Origin of the sequence: Bradyrhizobium icense (genome assembly GCF_001693385.1) — a bacterium.
In the GTDB taxonomy this organism is placed as follows: domain Bacteria; phylum Pseudomonadota; class Alphaproteobacteria; order Rhizobiales; family Xanthobacteraceae; genus Bradyrhizobium; species Bradyrhizobium icense.
The window spans coordinates 4,832,744-4,847,227 of the sequence record NZ_CP016428.1; the positions used below are offsets into that span (position 1 = coordinate 4,832,744).

21 protein-coding genes are annotated in these 14,484 nt (G+C 61.8%); 9 read left to right on the plus strand and 12 right to left on the minus strand.

Features of this window, described 5'->3' with window-relative positions:
- Positions 1-75: 75 nt before the first annotated feature.
- From LMTR13_RS22920 to LMTR13_RS22930, 3 genes are read right to left on the minus strand one after another with little or no spacing between them, the layout of a single operon-like run.
- Positions 76-1,293, minus strand: coding sequence for an ABC transporter substrate-binding protein (locus tag LMTR13_RS22920; RefSeq protein WP_065729797.1), 1,218 nt, complete (start codon positions 1,291-1,293; stop codon positions 76-78).
- Positions 1,294-1,325: 32 nt separating this feature from the next.
- A complete protein-coding gene (locus tag LMTR13_RS22925) occupies positions 1,326-2,057 on the minus strand; it encodes an ABC transporter ATP-binding protein (RefSeq protein WP_418219805.1) in 732 nt (243 codons plus the stop codon).
- A gap of 7 nt (positions 2,058-2,064) precedes the next feature.
- Entirely contained in the window at positions 2,065-2,820 is a 756-nt protein-coding gene (locus tag LMTR13_RS22930; RefSeq protein WP_065729799.1) for an ABC transporter ATP-binding protein, read from the minus strand.
- Between the two features lie 371 nt (positions 2,821-3,191).
- Between LMTR13_RS22930 and LMTR13_RS22935 the strand changes: the two genes are divergently transcribed.
- A complete protein-coding gene (locus LMTR13_RS22935; protein ID WP_065729800.1) occupies positions 3,192-3,794 on the plus strand; it encodes a PAS domain-containing protein in 603 nt (200 codons plus the stop codon).
- A gap of 102 nt (positions 3,795-3,896) precedes the next feature.
- Positions 3,897-4,424, plus strand: a complete 528-nt coding sequence (locus LMTR13_RS22940; RefSeq protein ID WP_236843057.1) for a hypothetical protein — start codon at positions 3,897-3,899, stop codon at positions 4,422-4,424.
- Here LMTR13_RS22940 and LMTR13_RS22945 read toward each other — a convergent pair.
- Positions 4,421-4,792 (minus strand): ArsC family reductase, encoded by a 372-nt coding sequence (locus tag LMTR13_RS22945; RefSeq protein ID WP_065729802.1) that lies wholly within the window; start codon positions 4,790-4,792, stop codon positions 4,421-4,423. The two genes, LMTR13_RS22940 and LMTR13_RS22945, sit on opposite strands and share 4 nt — an antisense overlap.
- Positions 4,793-4,904: 112 nt before the next feature.
- Between LMTR13_RS22945 and LMTR13_RS41805 the strand changes: the two genes are divergently transcribed.
- Together LMTR13_RS41805 and LMTR13_RS22955 are read left to right on the plus strand one after the other, a co-directional pair.
- Positions 4,905-5,063, plus strand: a complete 159-nt coding sequence (locus LMTR13_RS41805) for a DUF5993 family protein (RefSeq protein ID WP_197520889.1) — start codon at positions 4,905-4,907, stop codon at positions 5,061-5,063.
- Between the two features lie 7 nt (positions 5,064-5,070).
- Positions 5,071-5,628: a disulfide bond formation protein B gene (locus tag LMTR13_RS22955; protein ID WP_065729804.1), complete on the plus strand. Its 558-nt coding sequence runs from the start codon at positions 5,071-5,073 to the stop codon at positions 5,626-5,628.
- Here the strand turns inward: LMTR13_RS22955 and LMTR13_RS22960 are convergent.
- Positions 5,625-6,329 carry a glutathione S-transferase N-terminal domain-containing protein gene (locus LMTR13_RS22960; RefSeq protein ID WP_065729805.1) on the minus strand — a complete coding sequence of 235 codons (705 nt, stop codon included), beginning with the start codon at positions 6,327-6,329 and terminating at the stop codon, positions 5,625-5,627. The genes LMTR13_RS22955 and LMTR13_RS22960 overlap by 4 nt on opposite strands.
- 78 nt (positions 6,330-6,407) lie before the next feature.
- On the opposite strand from LMTR13_RS22960, the gene LMTR13_RS22965 reads away from it, so the two are divergent.
- Both LMTR13_RS22965 and LMTR13_RS22970 read left to right on the plus strand, forming a co-directional pair.
- Positions 6,408-7,280: an SDR family oxidoreductase gene (locus LMTR13_RS22965; protein ID WP_065729806.1), complete on the plus strand. Its 873-nt coding sequence runs from the start codon at positions 6,408-6,410 to the stop codon at positions 7,278-7,280.
- Positions 7,281-7,302: 22 nt separating this feature from the next.
- On the plus strand, positions 7,303-7,938 hold the full coding sequence (locus LMTR13_RS22970) for an HAD hydrolase-like protein (protein WP_065729807.1): 636 nt from the start codon (positions 7,303-7,305) through the stop codon (positions 7,936-7,938).
- A 39-nt stretch (positions 7,939-7,977) separates the two neighbouring features.
- Here LMTR13_RS22970 and LMTR13_RS22975 read toward each other — a convergent pair whose 3' ends face one another.
- A complete protein-coding gene (locus tag LMTR13_RS22975) occupies positions 7,978-8,424 on the minus strand; it encodes a 2'-5' RNA ligase family protein (RefSeq protein ID WP_197520890.1) in 447 nt (148 codons plus the stop codon).
- Between the two features lie 207 nt (positions 8,425-8,631).
- Here LMTR13_RS22975 and LMTR13_RS22980 point away from each other — a divergent pair, with 207 nt between their 5' ends.
- Positions 8,632-8,934, plus strand: coding sequence for a type II toxin-antitoxin system TacA family antitoxin (locus LMTR13_RS22980; RefSeq protein WP_065729809.1), 303 nt, complete (start codon positions 8,632-8,634; stop codon positions 8,932-8,934).
- A gap of 3 nt (positions 8,935-8,937) precedes the next feature.
- Positions 8,938-9,465 carry a GNAT family N-acetyltransferase gene (locus LMTR13_RS22985; RefSeq protein WP_065729810.1) on the plus strand — a complete coding sequence of 176 codons (528 nt, stop codon included), beginning with the start codon at positions 8,938-8,940 and terminating at the stop codon, positions 9,463-9,465.
- Between the two features lie 4 nt (positions 9,466-9,469).
- Here LMTR13_RS22985 and ilvD read toward each other — a convergent pair whose 3' ends face one another.
- Together ilvD and LMTR13_RS22995 are read right to left on the minus strand one after the other, a co-directional pair.
- Positions 9,470-11,191 carry a dihydroxy-acid dehydratase gene (gene ilvD / locus LMTR13_RS22990; RefSeq protein ID WP_065732912.1) on the minus strand — a complete coding sequence of 574 codons (1,722 nt, stop codon included), beginning with the start codon at positions 11,189-11,191 and terminating at the stop codon, positions 9,470-9,472.
- A gap of 97 nt (positions 11,192-11,288) precedes the next feature.
- Positions 11,289-11,639 carry a Lin0512 family protein gene (locus tag LMTR13_RS22995; RefSeq protein WP_065729811.1) on the minus strand — a complete coding sequence of 117 codons (351 nt, stop codon included), beginning with the start codon at positions 11,637-11,639 and terminating at the stop codon, positions 11,289-11,291.
- A gap of 188 nt (positions 11,640-11,827) precedes the next feature.
- Between LMTR13_RS22995 and LMTR13_RS23000 the strand changes: the two genes are divergently transcribed.
- Positions 11,828-12,394, plus strand: a complete 567-nt coding sequence (locus tag LMTR13_RS23000; protein WP_065729812.1) for a putative glycolipid-binding domain-containing protein — start codon at positions 11,828-11,830, stop codon at positions 12,392-12,394.
- A gap of 88 nt (positions 12,395-12,482) precedes the next feature.
- Here the strand turns inward: LMTR13_RS23000 and LMTR13_RS23005 are convergent, their stop codons facing one another.
- From LMTR13_RS23005 to LMTR13_RS23020, 4 genes are read right to left on the minus strand one after another with little or no spacing between them, the layout of a single operon-like run.
- Positions 12,483-12,755 carry a hypothetical protein gene (locus LMTR13_RS23005; protein ID WP_065729813.1) on the minus strand — a complete coding sequence of 91 codons (273 nt, stop codon included), beginning with the start codon at positions 12,753-12,755 and terminating at the stop codon, positions 12,483-12,485.
- Positions 12,752-13,501: a DUF899 domain-containing protein gene (locus LMTR13_RS23010; protein WP_065729814.1), complete on the minus strand. Its 750-nt coding sequence runs from the start codon at positions 13,499-13,501 to the stop codon at positions 12,752-12,754. The genes LMTR13_RS23005 and LMTR13_RS23010 overlap by 4 nt, the downstream gene beginning before the upstream one ends.
- Before the next feature lie 52 nt (positions 13,502-13,553).
- The gene (locus LMTR13_RS23015; RefSeq protein ID WP_065729815.1) at positions 13,554-14,087 is read right to left on the minus strand and encodes an SRPBCC family protein; all 534 of its coding nucleotides are present in this window, start codon (positions 14,085-14,087) and stop codon (positions 13,554-13,556) included.
- Positions 14,088-14,099: 12 nt separating this feature from the next.
- Positions 14,100-14,444, minus strand: coding sequence for an ArsR/SmtB family transcription factor (locus LMTR13_RS23020; RefSeq protein WP_065729816.1), 345 nt, complete (start codon positions 14,442-14,444; stop codon positions 14,100-14,102).
- Positions 14,445-14,484: the final 40 nt, after the last annotated feature.

Sequence of the window (14,484 nt, forward strand, 5' to 3'; positions counted from 1 at the left end):
GATCTCGTTATGACGCGGGTTGGCGTTGGGCCGCAAGAGAAGGCCCGCCGGCACTACGCCGACGGGCCTTCGTTGTTATTTCTTTACCAGCGGACAGGCGCTTTCCGAAAGCGGCCGGAAAGCCTGCTCGCCCGGAGTGGTGCCGACCAGCTTGTAATAGTCCCAAGGCCCCTTCGATTCCGCGGGCTTCTTCACCTCGAACAGGTAGGCCGGATGAAGCTTGCGCCCGTCGGCACGGATTGTGCCCTTGCCAAACAGCGGATCGTCGGTGGGCGTTTCCTTCATTTTTGCCACCACCTTGACGCCATCGTGCGGATTGCCGCCCATTGCATCGATCGTCTTGAAATAGTGGATCAGGCCCGAATACACGCCGGCCTGCACCATCGACGGCATCGCCTTGTTCTTCATGCGCTCGGAGAAACGCTTCGAAAACGCGCGGGTGCCGTCATTCAGATCCCAGTAGAAGGTTTCCGTGAAGTTCAGGCCCTGAGCCACCTTGAGGCCGAGGGAGTGGACGTCATTGATGAACAGCAGCAGTCCCGCGAGTTTCTGGCCGCCCGAGACGATGCCAAACTCCGCAGCCTGCTTGATGGTATTGGTGGTGTCGCCGCCGGCGTTCGCCATGCCGATGATCTTGGCTTTGGACGCCTGTGCCTGCAGCAGGAACGAGGAGAAGTCCGACGAATTCAGGGGGTGCCTGACGGTGCCGATAACCTTGCCGCCCGACTTGACGACGACCGCGGAAGTGTCGCGTTCCAGCGCGTGGCCGAACGCGTAATCCGCAGTCAGGAAGTACCAGGTATCGCCACCCGCCTTCACCAGCGCCTGGCCGGTAGAGTTGGCGAGCATGTAGGTATCGTAAACCCAATGAATTGTGTTCGGCGAGCACTGTGTATTGGTGAGATCCGACGTCGCCGCGCCGGTATTGATCATGATGGCGTTCTTTTCCTTCACCAGATTGTTGACCGCCAGCGCAACGCCGGAGTTCAGCACATCCACGAAGATATCGACCTTCTCGACGTCGATCCATTGACGCGCGACGGTGGTACCGATGTCGGGCTTGTTCTGGTGGTCGGCGGAGACGATGTCGATCTTCCAGCCCTTGGCCGCAAGACCGGAATCCTCGACCGCCATCTGGGCGGCAAGCGTGGAGCCGGCGCCGCCGAGGTCGGAGTAAAGTCCGGAATTGTCGGTGAGCACGCCGATCTTGACCGTCTTGTCTTGCGCCACGGCGCTGCCTGCGGCGAGTGCCAGAGCGGTGCCGAGGAAGAGAGCTGAAATCCGATGCTTCATAGTATCTCCATTATTCCAGAGTGCAGTACCGATTAAACGCCGAGATAGGTGTGGAGCTTGTCCATATTGGCCGACAGCTCCGAATTCGCAAAACCGTCGATGACCTTGCCGTGCTCGACGATGTAGTAGCGGTCGGCCACCGTGGAGGCGAAGCGGAAATTCTGCTCGACGAGCAGGATGGTGAAGCCTTCCGACTTCAGCCGCGCGATGGTGTGACCGATCTGCTGGATGATGACGGGCGCCAGACCTTCGGTCGGTTCGTCCAGCATCAGAAAGCGCGCCCCGGTGCGCAGGATTCTGGCGATCGCCAGCATCTGCTGCTCGCCGCCCGAGAGCTTGGTGCCCTGGCTGTTGAGGCGCTCCTTCAGGTTCGGAAACAATTCGAAGATCTGGTCGAGTGACAGCCCGCCACTGCGCACGACCGGAGGCAGCAACAGGTTTTCGCGAACGTCGAGGCTTGCGAAAATTCCGCGCTCCTCGGGACAGAACGCGATGCCCAGCCGCGCGATCCTGTCGGACGAGGCACGGATAATCTCTTCATTGTTGAAGCGTATGGAACCTGAGCGTTTGCCGATAATTCCCATCACCGACTTCAGCGTCGTAGTCTTGCCAGCGCCGTTGCGGCCGAGCAACGTGACCACCTCGCCGGCCTTCACATTGAAGTTGACGCCGTGAAGGATGTGGGATTCGCCGTACCAGGCCTGCAAATCCGAAACGGAAAGAACCTCGGCGCCGCCCGCCGGTTTGGTGGCGGCTTCGGCCATTTTCAGATCAGGCATGACCGGCCCCCAGATAAGCTTCCTTGACACGCTCGTCGTCGGACAATTCGGCGTAAGTACCCTGCGCCAGCACCTGCCCGCGGGTGAGCACCGTGATGATGTCGGACAAGTTGGCCACCACGGACAGGTTATGTTCGACCATCAGGATGGTGTGTTTTGCCGCGATGCGCTTGATCAGCCCTGCGATCTTGTCGATGTCTTCGTGGCCCATGCCGGCCATCGGCTCATCGAGCAGCATCATTTCGGGGTCGAGCGCCAGCGTCGTCGCGATCTCGAGCGCGCGTTTGCGTCCATAGGGCATCTCGACGGCCGGCGTATTGGCAAACTCACTCAAGCCCACGTCATTCAACAACTCGATCGCACGGCCGTTGTAGCGATCCAGCACGCTCTTGGAGCGCCAGAAATCGAATGAACTTCCATGTTGACGCTGTAACGCGACACGAACGTTCTCCAGTGCCGTCAGGTGTGGGAACACCGCTGAAATCTGGAACGAACGCACCAGTCCGAGCCGGGCCACATCGGCCGGCGCCATCGCGGTGATGTCCTGCCCCTTGTACAGGATCTGCCCTGCAGACGGCCTCAGAAACTTGGTCAACAAGTTGAAGCAGGTCGTCTTGCCGGCGCCATTCGGCCCGATCAACGCATGAATGCTGCCGCGCCGTACCTTGAGGGCGACATCGCGAACGGCGAAGAAACCCGCGAATTCCTTGGTCAATCCGTGGGTTTCGAGAATGAACTCATCAGCCAAACAAATTTCCCCCTCAGCCGGCTCCGCGAGTTCGCCCGCGCGCGGCCAATTTTTCCCTGTTCGGGCAGGCTCCTGGGTGTCCTCGAAACCGTCCCGGGCCCGCCGCCTCCGGCCGGAATATGCCGTCAACGCGATGGATTAGGCAAGGTGGAATGCTGCCATGGGTAAACGCGCCTGCAGGTTCCGGATGCGCCATAAGTCGAATAGCGCCGTCGGCGCGGCTTGGCCGGGCCACGAGTCACGCTCAACCTCGACGTCGCGCCGGCAAGCCATCATTAACGGTGTTTTGCTGCAATCGGGCGCACTTTCACACAATATTTCCCCCTTGGGCGCCATACTCTCACGATTTAGATCGCGCAGGAATTGCCGCCTTGGAATTTGAAAGCGCCGGACCGTCGGTCGTCAAATCTATCAAGCAGCGCGACCTGCTGAACATCTGGCTGCGGCTATACGCCCGCGACCAATCGATACCGCGCATCTCGGAATACCAGCCGGCGCGGATCGAGGACGAACTTCCCGACCTGGTGTTCTACACCGTCGATACCAGCACGCAGCCGCCGCGCCTGACCATCCAGAGCAACGGCACGAGGATGTCGACGGCTTATGGCAATACCGGCAAGGGCCGCTATCTTAACGAGTACCTCGGCGCAAGGCTCGCTCCGATCGTGATGCCGGTCTACCATGAATGCATCGCGCGCCGCCTTCCTGCCTATTCCATCGCCAATATCGATGACATCTACGGGCGAATCGTCGCCTATGAGCGGCTGTTGCTGCCGTTCTCGGATGACGGCAGCGTCACTCATATCATCGCTTCACTGAAAACCATCAGCGACGATGGCGGCTTCGAGATCAAGAATCTGATGCGCGGAAACGACAAACTGGCGGTGCCGAAGCTTCGCACCATCATCGACCGCAATCTCTTCCATCGCGCGCCTGGCCGCATTCCGTCCGGCGACGTACTCGAATTCGGTTAGGGCGCGATGGAGTTCGTCAGTTCCGATCCGTCGGTCGTCAGATCGATCAGGCAGCGCGACCTTCTGAACGCGTGGTTGCGCGCGGCTAGCAAGCAGCGGGGTATGCCACTCCTCCGTGATTTTCAGCCGGACCGCGTCGCCGACGAGATGGTCGACATGATGGAATACGATGTCGTCGGCGAGGGCGACGGCGCGCGCTTTCTGATTACGCATGAAGGCGCCAGGCTGGCTACCATTTACGGCAGCGACCACATCGATCCAGCCGAACGGACCAACCGTTTTCTCGACGACGCTGTTGGCCCCGAACGATACGCCAGGGTGGTCGCATCGTATCGTGCTTGCCTGCGGCACAAGCGGCCGGCCTATTCGATCTCGACGGTGCAGGATGCCGACGGCAAGGACGTCTCCTATGAACGGCTGCTGTTGCCGTTCGGCGAGGGCGACGCGGTCAAGCAGATCGTCGGTTCCTTCAAGAGCATCAGCATCGAAGGCGGGTTCAAGATCAGCAATCTCATGGGTCTGAGACCGAGGGCCGAGCCCATGATTCTGGTCAGGGCCATCATCGATCGTCATTTCGTGCCAGCTTCGGCAAACACGTATTCTGCCGACGAAATTGTCGAGCTCGACTAGGTCTTCCGTCCGCGCGGCTTCGACGCGACTTCCTTGGCATAGATGTCCGGCTTGAATCCGACCAGCAATTTGCCACCGAGATCGAGCACCGGCCGTTTGATCATCGAGGGCTGCGCCAGCATCAGCGCCAGTGCCTTGCGCTCGTTCAGCCCTTCCTTGTCGCTGTCCGGCAGCTTCTTGAACGTCGTGCCGGCGCGATTGAGCAGCGTTTCCCAGCCGAGCTCGTCGGACCATTGCTTGAGCTTGTCCTTGGCTATCCCGGCAAGCTTGTAGTCGTGAAAGTCGTAGGCCACGCCGTGATCGTCGAGCCAGGCGCGCGCCTTCTTCATGGTGTCGCAGTTCTTGATGCCGTAGATGGTGATGGGCATTGTCGTTGCATTCCGGAATGTCGTTATTGGTCCTGCCGGACCGGATTAGCGTTAAGCAGATTGGCGAATCTATCATAGATTGATGCATCTTTTCCTGCCGGGGGCCAAACCGATGGAATTCACCGTATTGTTTCTGGCCATGGTCATCGTGATGCTGATCGCCTGGCGCGGTCGGCGTCCGCTGGCGCTCGGCCTGTTCGGGGTCGTGCTGATCGCCTGCGTCGCTACTTATCTGCATCACGCGACCGATACGCTGAAACTGTCGTTCTGAGGCACGCATGACCCAGGCGCGTGCCATTGCGCTGAACGCACTCAGCCTCTACGCGGTGGCGACGGTGCTGGCGGCGGCCTATGCAGCGCAGTTCATTCTTCATGAGCTGCCCTGCCCGCTCTGCCTGCTGCAGCGCATCCTGTTCGCGGCACTGGCCGTCGGTCCGATCCTCAATATCCGCTTCGGCCCCCGTCCCAGCCATTATGCGATGTCGCTGCTGGCGGCGGTGGCAGGCGCTGCCGCATCGACCCGCCAGGTACTGCTGCACATCTTGCCTGGCGACGCCGGCTACGGTTCGGCGCTGCTCGGCTATCACTACTATACCTGGGCGCTGATCGGCTTCGTTGCCGCTATCGTGCTGCTCGCGGCGATCCTGCTGTTCGATCGCCAGTTCGAGGAAGACGGCGCCGTGCTGCCGGTCACCGGCGGCGCCTTCGCGCAAATCGCGGTATGGCTCGTGATCGCGCTCACGGCGGCCAATGTAGTGACGACGCTGCTCGAATGCGGCTTCGGCGCCTGTGCCGACAATCCGATCGTGTACGAACTGCTCAAGCACGCCGCTTAAGGCCGCTTGGGTATCTCCAGCCCGCGCTGCACCGCCGGCCGGGCGAGCCCGCGTTCCAGCCATGCCGGCACCTGCTTCAGCGTATCGAACGCGACGAGATCGCGCGCACCGTAGAAGCCGATCAGGTTGCGCACCCAGCCGAGCATGGAAATATCGGCGATGGTATATTCGTCGTCCATGATCCATTGCCGTCCGGCAAGCCGCATTTCCACCACATCGAGCAGGCGCTTCGACTCAGCGACATAGCGATCGAGCGGACGCTTGTCGGCATACTCCTTGCCGGCGAATTTGTGGAAAAAGCCGACCTGCCCGAACATCGGTCCGATCCCGCCCATCTGGAAATGTACCCACTGGATGGTCTGGTATCGCCGCGCCGGATCGGCCGGCAGAAGCTTACCGGTCTTGTCAGCGAGATATTGCAGGATCGCGCCGGACTCGAATAGCGGCAGCGGTCTGCCTCCGGGACCATCCGGATCGAGGATGGCCGGGATCTTGCCGTTCGGATTCAGCGACAGGAATTCCGGTGTCTTCTGGTCGTCCTTGTTGAAGTCAACCAGATGCACCTCGTAGGGCAAGCCGATCTCTTCCAGCATGATCGAGACCTTGACGCCGTTCGGCGTCGGCAGCGAATAGAGCTGAAGGCGATCGGGATGTTTGGCGGGCCAGCGCTTGGTGATCGAAAAGGCGGAGAGATCGGTCATCAAAACTCGTTTTGCATGGTCGTTGTTGCGCGGCTAATGTACGGCCGATGCCGCATATAACAAGGGTCCGCACCGTTCATGACCGATCAACCGTCTCCGGCGAAGCTCGGTCTGACCGATGAGGAGCTTGCGACTCATCCGACCATGTTCGCGGCTGATGCGCTGAAGGATCAGGTCGTCGTCGTAACGGGTGGGGCTGGCGGCATCGGGCGGGCGATCGCCTGGCTGTTCGCGCGGCTGGGGGCGCATGTTGCCGTGGTCGGGCGCGACGGAGGCAAGCTCGATGCGCTCGTCGCCCGATTGACGGGCCGAGGCCTCAAGGCATCCGCGCATGTCGCCGATATCAGGGAGCCCGACGCAGCGAGCGCCCTGTTCGATACGATCTGGGCCGCGCAAGGTCGCGTCGACTGCCTCATCAACAGCGCCGGAGGGCAATTTCCCCAAGCCGCGATCGATTTTTCGGTGAAGGGTTGGAATGCCGTCATCAACACCAATCTGAACGGCACCTGGTACATGATGCAGGCCGCAGCGCAACGCTGGCGCGACCACAAGCATCCCGGCAGCATCGTCAACATCGTGGTCGTTACGACGCATGGCCTCTACGGCATCGCGCACACGATTGCCGCGCGGAGCGGCGTCATCGGGCTGTCGCGCGCCGTCGCGGTCGAGTGGGCGCCCCTGAATATCCGGGTCAATTGCGTGGCGCCTGGCGCGATCGAAACTGAGGGATGGAACGTCTATTCGCCGGAGGCGCGCGCCGCCTACCCGCGCTCGAACCCGATGATGCGCACAGGCTCACCCTGGGACATCGCCGAAGCCACTGTCTTTCTCGCCGGTCCTTCGGCCAACTTCGTCACCGGCGAAACGCTGACCGTGGACGGCGGCGGTCAGCTCTGGGGCGAAACCTGGACCACCGGCAAGCCCGCCTATTTCGGCGGCGACGACAAATGACACGCTGAAAGCCAGTTTCCCCATGACACGCTATCGCCTTGCGATCTTCGACTTTGACGGCACGCTCGCCGACACGATCGACTGGTTTCGCGCTTCCTTTCAGGACGTGATCGCGCGTTTCGACCTCAAGCCGACCACGCCGGAGGAACTGGAGGGGATGCGCGGGCTGTCGGCGCGGGAAATCATGGCGCGGCTGGGCGTGTCCATGTGGCAGCTTCCGGCCATCGTCAACGACATCCGAAAGCGCAAGCTTACGGCGGCGAACGAGACATCGCTGTTTGCCGGCATCCCGGAGATGCTTGCCGACCTTCAGCGCCTTGGCGTCAAGACCGCGATCGTCAGCTCCGACAGCGAGGCATCCGTCCGGCAGGTGCTCGGTCCCGCCACCGCCCTGATCGCCCGCTTTGACTGTGGCGCCGCGGTATTCGGCAAGCACTGGAAGTTTCGACGGGTCGCGCGACGGCTGCAAGCAAGGCCGGCGGAGACGATCTGCATTGGCGACGAGATCCGCGACATCGAAGCCGCCAAGGCGGCCGGGATGGATTCCGGCGCGGTGGCATGGGGCTACGCCCTGCCCGCCGCGCTGCAAGCGGCGGGTCCAACGCATTTCTTCAACTCGATCGAGGAGATGATGCAGAGGCTTGCCGCAACGAAATGATGCCATGCGGAGCTTCTGCCGTTTCGCTGCCGTGATCTGTCACGCGCGCAGGCACCATCGCGCGAGATGCCGATGGCCTCTCTGGCTGTGCACCAGCACGAACTCCGTCACGGTCCAGACAACCGGTTCGACCGGATACTCGTCCACGCCGCGCGCGTCATACAGAAGCGTTACGTGCGGCGTGAAATTCGTGTTGGCAATCCGCCTTAGCCCTCTGCGCGCCATCGCGACACCGAGCATTTGCCGAAACGACTGCAAGCGGCGCAATCCCTTTTCGCCAATCAGGACAAACGGACGATTGCCCCGCCCGCGAAAGCTCGCCGTGCGATCGAACGAGACCTCGAACGGTGCGGTCCGCAATTCCGTGGCAGCGTCGCGTGCGGCGCAAAGCTGCCGGTCCGGCAAACCGCTGAGAGAGAACAGCGAAACGTGCAGCCGGTCTGGCGCGATGAGCTTGCCATCGAATTTATGAGCGCGTTTGAGCACGCCTGCCACCCGATGGATCCGTTCCGCCGTACGCGCGTCAGGAACGACTGCGAGAAATAATCGGGCACTACTAGTGCTTGCAAACTTGTCCATGGCAGACTAGAACAGATCATGAACCGGGAGCCTGAACAAGAACATCAAGCGAGCGAAATCCTTGTATTGTAAAACACACTACAAGCTGTCTTGCCTTCTTCTGGAGATTCCCTGATGGCGCGCGCCGTAAAACGGAAAGACCATCCACTGTCGATGCGACTGCCCGAGACGGACATCGCGATTATCGATCGTGCGGCTACGTTGCGCGGCCATTCGCGCACCGATTTCGTGCGCGAAGCAGCGGTCCGCGCTGCAGAGGATATTTTAATGGAGACTGCACCCATTCGGATGAGTCCGGCGGGCTTCAAGGCTTTTGTCGAAGTTCTTTCGCAACCTGCGCGCCCGGTACCTGAAATGGTCGAACTGTTGCAACGCAAGGCTCCGTGGGAATCCAGGGACACAAAAGTTGAGAAATAGAAGGTGGTCATTTCGGCTCCCGAACCGATTGCCGCCGATCACGATGCCTCCGAGTTTTCCTGTAGCAAGCCGTCTCTGGATCGATGGTTGAAAACACGCGCGCTCTCCAATCAAGAGAAGGGTTTCACGGCCGTTTTGGTCGTGCATGAAGCCAATCGAGTCGTCGGCTATTACGGCCTCGCGCCGACGGCGGTCCTTCCTGCTATGCTGCCACGATCGATCCGCACCGGTCAGCCGCCCGACCCTGTTCCTTGCCTGCTGCTGGGACAGCTTGCGGCGGATCAAAACTACGCGAGTAAAGGAATTGGTACCGGGTTGCTTAAGCATGCGCTGCAACGTTGCGTAACAGCGGCCGGCCTGATTGGCGGGCGAGCGCTCATCGTCAATGCGGTCGACATCGAGGCCGCGGATTTCTGGATGCGGCGCGGTTTTGTTGCCTCAAAGGATCATCCGCTGATCCTGGTCAGGTCGATCGCCGACATAGCAGCGTCGATCCGGTCCGCGCATTCACGCAGCCAACCCTTCTCATAACGCGTTACAACACACACCCATGATGCGCCGACGACACCAGCCGGATGTACTTGTCGTGCACCGATCCCGGGCGTATCGCGGCCAACGAGGCTGGTGCGCGCCAATCGGCCATGCGCCGCGCGATCTCCTCCGCTGACACTTCGAGATTCACGGTTCGGGCGCCAGGGTCGATGACAATGGTGTCGCCGTCGCGCACCGCAGCGATCGGGCCGCCGCGCGCGGCTTCCGGCGAGACGTGGCCGATCAGGATGCCATGCGAGACGCCGGAAAAGCGGCCGTCGGTAATCAGCGCGACGTCCTCACCGAGACCCTGTCCCTGCAACTGAATGGTCAGCATTACCATTTCCGGCATACCAGGACCGCCCACCGGGCCGACATTGCGCACGACGATGACGTTGCCCGACACGATCTCGCCGGCGCGGATCGCGGCCATCGTATCGGCCTCGGACTCGAACACGCGCGCGGTGCCGCGAAATTGCCCCTTTTCGAGGGTCTTGCCCGATAGTTTGAGCAGGCAGCTCTCCGGTGCGAGATTGCCCTTCAAGACGCTGATGTGATTGTTCGCCGGGGCGATCGGTTTCGACACCGGAAAAACGATCTCCTGCGGCGGCATCTGCTCCAGCGACGGAACATCGGCGAGATTTTCCGCCAGCGTCTTGCCGGTAACCGTCATGACGTCGCCATGCAAGAGACCTGCGCGCATCAGTTCCTTCATGACGACCGGCACGCCGCCGATCGCATGCAGGCTACCCATCGCGAACGGGCCATGCGGCTGCAAATTGGCGAGCAGCGGGACACGCTCGCCGACTTGCTGGATGCGTTCGATCGTGATCGGCACCTGGGCCTCGCGCGCGACCGCGAGCAGATGCAGGTACATATTGGTCGAGCCGCCCATTGCATAAACGGTCGAGATCGCATTTTCGAAGGCGCGCTCGGTCATGATGTCGCGTGGCCGGATGCCCGCTTGCATCAGCCGGTACAGGGCGTCGACCGAGGCGCGGGCCTGCGCGCGGACATCGGCGTGGATGTCGCTGCCGGCGTTGTAGTCGGCGGGGTGCGAGGCGCCGCACGGCAGCATCATGCCGATCGATTCCGCGATCGTGCTCATGGTGTTGGCGGTGAACATCGCGCCACAGGTGCCGCTGCCCGGCATCACGTTGCGTTCGACTTCCAGCAGCTCCTCGCCGGAGAGGCGGCCGGACTCACTGGCGGCGCGCGCCTCGGCGTAATCCATGATCGTCAGATTGTTACCTTTGCTCGCCCATGCGCCGAACGACACGCGGCCCGGCGTGCTGGTGCCGGGATAGAGCACGAGGCCGAAAGCATTCGTCCGCGCCAGCGGCATCAGCGCCGCAGCTCCCGTCTTGTCGCAACCGGAGATCACGATCATCGCATCGCCATGGTGCGCGTAATGACCGATCTCGAAACAGTCCGCGACAACGTCGCGCGACGCGAGACTATAACCCGCGGTCGGCGTGCCCTGCGTCAAGGCATCCGACACCGCCGGCGCACCGACGACCAGCCCCTGCCCGCCGCGCTCGGCAAGAATTTCCACCAGGAGATCGGTGATAGCGCGAACGCGGTTGTTGCAGCGATGGGCGTTGGTCCAGGCGCTGGCGATGGTCACCACCGCATTGGTCTCGGCAGCGCGGTCCGGATCGAACCCGGCGGCGCGCAACTCCACCCGCGATCGCTTCCAATAGGTGCTGCTGTCTTGCGTTGTCATCGGGTGCTCCAGGCCTTCTGTTCCAGGCCTTCTGTTCCAGGTCTTCTGATTGATCGCACTGACGTCGGCGCCGGCCTGATTTGGCACTGAAACGAATTCAGCCCGTCTTGCCGTCGTCAAAACTGACAATCACGGCAGCGTTGGCAATGATGATGGAGTCGCTTCCGCTCTCGGCAGGAATTTCCAGCCCGCCCCTCACCGCAGTCACATTCACCGTCCCGTAAGGCAGTTCCTTGGCAACGGCTGCCGTATCGACCCCGCTCGGGTCTGGAACCGCGACGGTAACCTCCACGAACATGTCGTTGGCGGTCTTTCCCAGCATTCGGAAAAAGCCGAGGCTGGAGTGACGGATGGCGTCCGACACGGCACGCTTGGCGGCCTTGGTCGCATCGCGTCCGTGAACGTCGACGCCCATGCCCATTTCGGTGATACAGCGGACGCGTGCCATCGAATTCCTGCTTTCGTTTGAGCGAGAGAGGGAGAGACATATCAGTCGCCGGCGATTCATGCGAGCGACCAGCAAGCAAAGGCTTCGATCTGACTTCAGCGCGCCGGCCCCGGCATGACAGTGGCGGCTGGAACCTGACGGTAACCTTGATCGTTGCCCGCCGAGTAAATCCAGTTCGAGGACGAGCCATGCCCGAAGACCCCGAAATTCTGTTCTGGCGACGCACCGACGTAATTGGTCTCGAGCGTTTGATGCTCAGCCTTTCCGCTGATGCCGTGTTGGCGGAATCAACCGTGATCTGCATGGAGGACGGCGGCTTTCAGCTCGACCACCGCTGGACGTTGACCCCAGATTGGCGGGCCCAGTCGCTGGATGTCGCGCGATGGGGACCGACCGGGCTCAGCCGCCTCAACCTTGAACGAACGGACGACGGCTGGCGCGTTGATGGCCAACGGCGTGCCGACCTCGATGGTGCAGAGGAGCCGGATCTCTCCGTGACTCCATTTTGCAATACATTCCCGATCCTCCGGACGCCTGCCGGCGCGGGGGAAAGCCGCACGCTCGACACCTGCTTCGTTGACGCAGCCACTATGACCGTCCAGCGTTCCCGTCAACGATATGACCGCATCGGACCGAACCGAGTACGCTACGTGGACCTCGGGGTCTCGGCAGGCTTTGAGGCGGACCTCGAGGTGGATAATCGGGGTCTGGTGCTTCGCTATCAGCACCTTTTCGAACGCGTGACACCTGTCTGACGAAGGCATTGCGATAAATCGCTGACCAAAAAGCCACCCATGCCGAGCTGACTAATTCCGCACGCCTGATGACGTCGCCCTGCCCGCCTCATCGGCGCGAGATCAGCTTCAGCCAGGGCGCCGAATGGAAGGCGCTCATCAGCAGGTACATCGGGACCATCCCGCCCACCGGCGATGCGCTCGCCGCCGAACAAAGACCATCCAGCGGGCCACCGCCAACCACAGCAGTAAGCAGCGCCATGATTGCGAAGGTCGGCGCGGCCGCAAGCGACAGCCATCTGACGATGGCAAGCGCGGCCGCGGCGCCGTCGTGATCACAGCTCGCAGCACCTCTCAGGTTGCTGTGAGAGGCCTCGCTCATCCCTTCGTGCCTGCGCTCTGCTTGCGGAACGCGGCCTCGCCGGCGTCCGACACCTCGACCCACCTCTTGTCGGGCGCTGCGCCTTCGACGTAGCTATCGTGCCAATTCCACCACTTGTAGGTCGGCGTCTGCGGATAGCCCTCGGGCGAATCTTCCCAGACCTCCTGACGGCCGAGCGGCGTGATGTCGAGGTAGTTCCAGGTGCCCCCCATCTGCTCGTCGCCGCGGTTGTTGATGAAGTAGGTGCGGTAGATCTTGTTGCCGTCGCGGAAGAACACGTTGGTGCCGTGCCACTCGTCCACGCCGAAGTCGGCATCGAAGCTATCGGTGACGGTGATCCAAGGGATCATCTCCCATCCCATTCGCTTTTTGAGCCGCGCGATGTCCGGCTGCGGCGCGCGCGAGGCGAACACGAGCGTGGTGTCGCGGGCATTGAGATGAGCGACGTGGGCGACCTGGTCGGCCACCATCGAGCAGCCGCGGCAGGCATGGTCGGGCCAACCGAACACGCCGGGTTCGTAGAAGGCCCGATAGACGATCAGTTGATGACGGCCCTCGAACAGGTCGCGCAAGCTTGCCTCGCCGTTGGGGCCCTCGAACTTGTATTCCTTCTCGACAGCCAGCCATGGCATCCGACGACGCTCGGCAGCGAGCGCGTCGCGGGCGCGGGTCATGGCCTTTTCCTTCACGAGCAATTGCTGGCGGGCCGCTTCCCATTCCTGGGCCGAAACGGTGTGAATCTGCATGGCTAACCTCCTGTTGTTGTGATGCTAGTTGCTTGTGCTTCGACGTGCAGCGTCAGGCCGGCAGGCGCGCGTCGTATTCCTTCATGAGGCCGCTCCAGCCATCCCAGAACGGCGCCGGCTCTTCGCCGCTGGCACGGGCGATCAGCACATCGAGATGCATGTGCCAGCCGGCCATGTGCTTGAGCAGCGTGGCGCGGTCGGGGAAGCGCCGATGGATGATCGTGAGCAGCACGCCCTTGCCTTTGGGCTCCAGTTCGAACGTGACATCACCCGTGCTGTTCCAGGTGATTGACAATTTTCGGGGTGGATCGAATTCGGTAATCCGGCTCTGCATGCGATGCTCGCCGCCAAAGCCGGCCGGGGCTTTGCCGGGCGGATCCGTCAATTCGTCGTTGCGCCAGACGAGCTCGAACGGCGCGCCGGCCTTCATCTCCATGTCGCCTGCCGCCAGCCATTTGCGGCGCAACTCGCTGTCGGTGAGGTAGGCCCAGATGCGCTCGATCGGGCCGGGCAGCAGCCGCTGGATTTTCAGCGTCGTGGGCTCGGGCAATTCGCCATAGGCTTCGGGCTTCGTCGTCGAATTCATGGTTCTACTCCTTCACTTCCTCGCCTTTGCCTCGTCTTCCGCACGCAACAGCGCTTCCAATCTGTCGAGACTGGTGTTCCAGAAGCGCTCGTAACGCTTCAGCCATGCATCGGCTTCCGCGAGCCGCGCCGCCTCGAGGCGGCACAGATGGGTGCGACCGCGGATCGTCCGCTTCACCAGCCCGGCATTCTCCAGCACGCGCACATGTTTCGATGCGCCGGCGAAGCTCATCCGGAACGGCGTCGCCAGTTCCCCGATCGTGAGTTCGCGTTCGGCCAATTGTCCAAGCATCGCCCGGCGCGTTGGGTCCGCGAGGGCATGAAAAACAGCGTCGAGATGTGCCGAATATTCAACCATATGGTTTAGTATAGTCAGGCAACGCCAACAGTCAACCGAT

Coding starts and splice junctions, on each gene's coding strand:
- LMTR13_RS22920 (WP_065729797.1), bottom strand. CDS start 1,293: ATGAAGCATCGGATTTCAGCTCTCTTCCTCGGCACCGCTCTGGCACTC.
- LMTR13_RS22925 (WP_418219805.1), bottom strand. CDS start 2,057: ATGGCCGAAGCCGCCACCAAACCGGCGGGCGGCGCCGAGGTTCTTTCC.
- LMTR13_RS22940 (WP_236843057.1), top strand. CDS start 3,897: ATGCCACTCCTCCGTGATTTTCAGCCGGACCGCGTCGCCGACGAGATG.
- LMTR13_RS22945 (WP_065729802.1), bottom strand. CDS start 4,792: ATGCCCATCACCATCTACGGCATCAAGAACTGCGACACCATGAAGAAG.
- LMTR13_RS41805 (WP_197520889.1), top strand. CDS start 4,905: ATGGAATTCACCGTATTGTTTCTGGCCATGGTCATCGTGATGCTGATC.
- LMTR13_RS22955 (WP_065729804.1), top strand. CDS start 5,071: ATGACCCAGGCGCGTGCCATTGCGCTGAACGCACTCAGCCTCTACGCG.
- LMTR13_RS22960 (WP_065729805.1), bottom strand. CDS start 6,329: ATGACCGATCTCTCCGCCTTTTCGATCACCAAGCGCTGGCCCGCCAAA.
- LMTR13_RS22965 (WP_065729806.1), top strand. CDS start 6,408: ATGACCGATCAACCGTCTCCGGCGAAGCTCGGTCTGACCGATGAGGAG.
- LMTR13_RS22970 (WP_065729807.1), top strand. CDS start 7,303: ATGACACGCTATCGCCTTGCGATCTTCGACTTTGACGGCACGCTCGCC.
- LMTR13_RS22980 (WP_065729809.1), top strand. CDS start 8,632: ATGGCGCGCGCCGTAAAACGGAAAGACCATCCACTGTCGATGCGACTG.
- ilvD (WP_065732912.1), bottom strand. CDS start 11,191: ATGACAACGCAAGACAGCAGCACCTATTGGAAGCGATCGCGGGTGGAG.
- LMTR13_RS22995 (WP_065729811.1), bottom strand. CDS start 11,639: ATGGCACGCGTCCGCTGTATCACCGAAATGGGCATGGGCGTCGACGTT.
- LMTR13_RS23000 (WP_065729812.1), top strand. CDS start 11,828: ATGCCCGAAGACCCCGAAATTCTGTTCTGGCGACGCACCGACGTAATT.
- LMTR13_RS23005 (WP_065729813.1), bottom strand. CDS start 12,755: ATGAGCGAGGCCTCTCACAGCAACCTGAGAGGTGCTGCGAGCTGTGAT.
- LMTR13_RS23010 (WP_065729814.1), bottom strand. CDS start 13,501: ATGCAGATTCACACCGTTTCGGCCCAGGAATGGGAAGCGGCCCGCCAG.
- LMTR13_RS23015 (WP_065729815.1), bottom strand. CDS start 14,087: ATGAATTCGACGACGAAGCCCGAAGCCTATGGCGAATTGCCCGAGCCC.
- LMTR13_RS23020 (WP_065729816.1), bottom strand. CDS start 14,444: ATGGTTGAATATTCGGCACATCTCGACGCTGTTTTTCATGCCCTCGCG.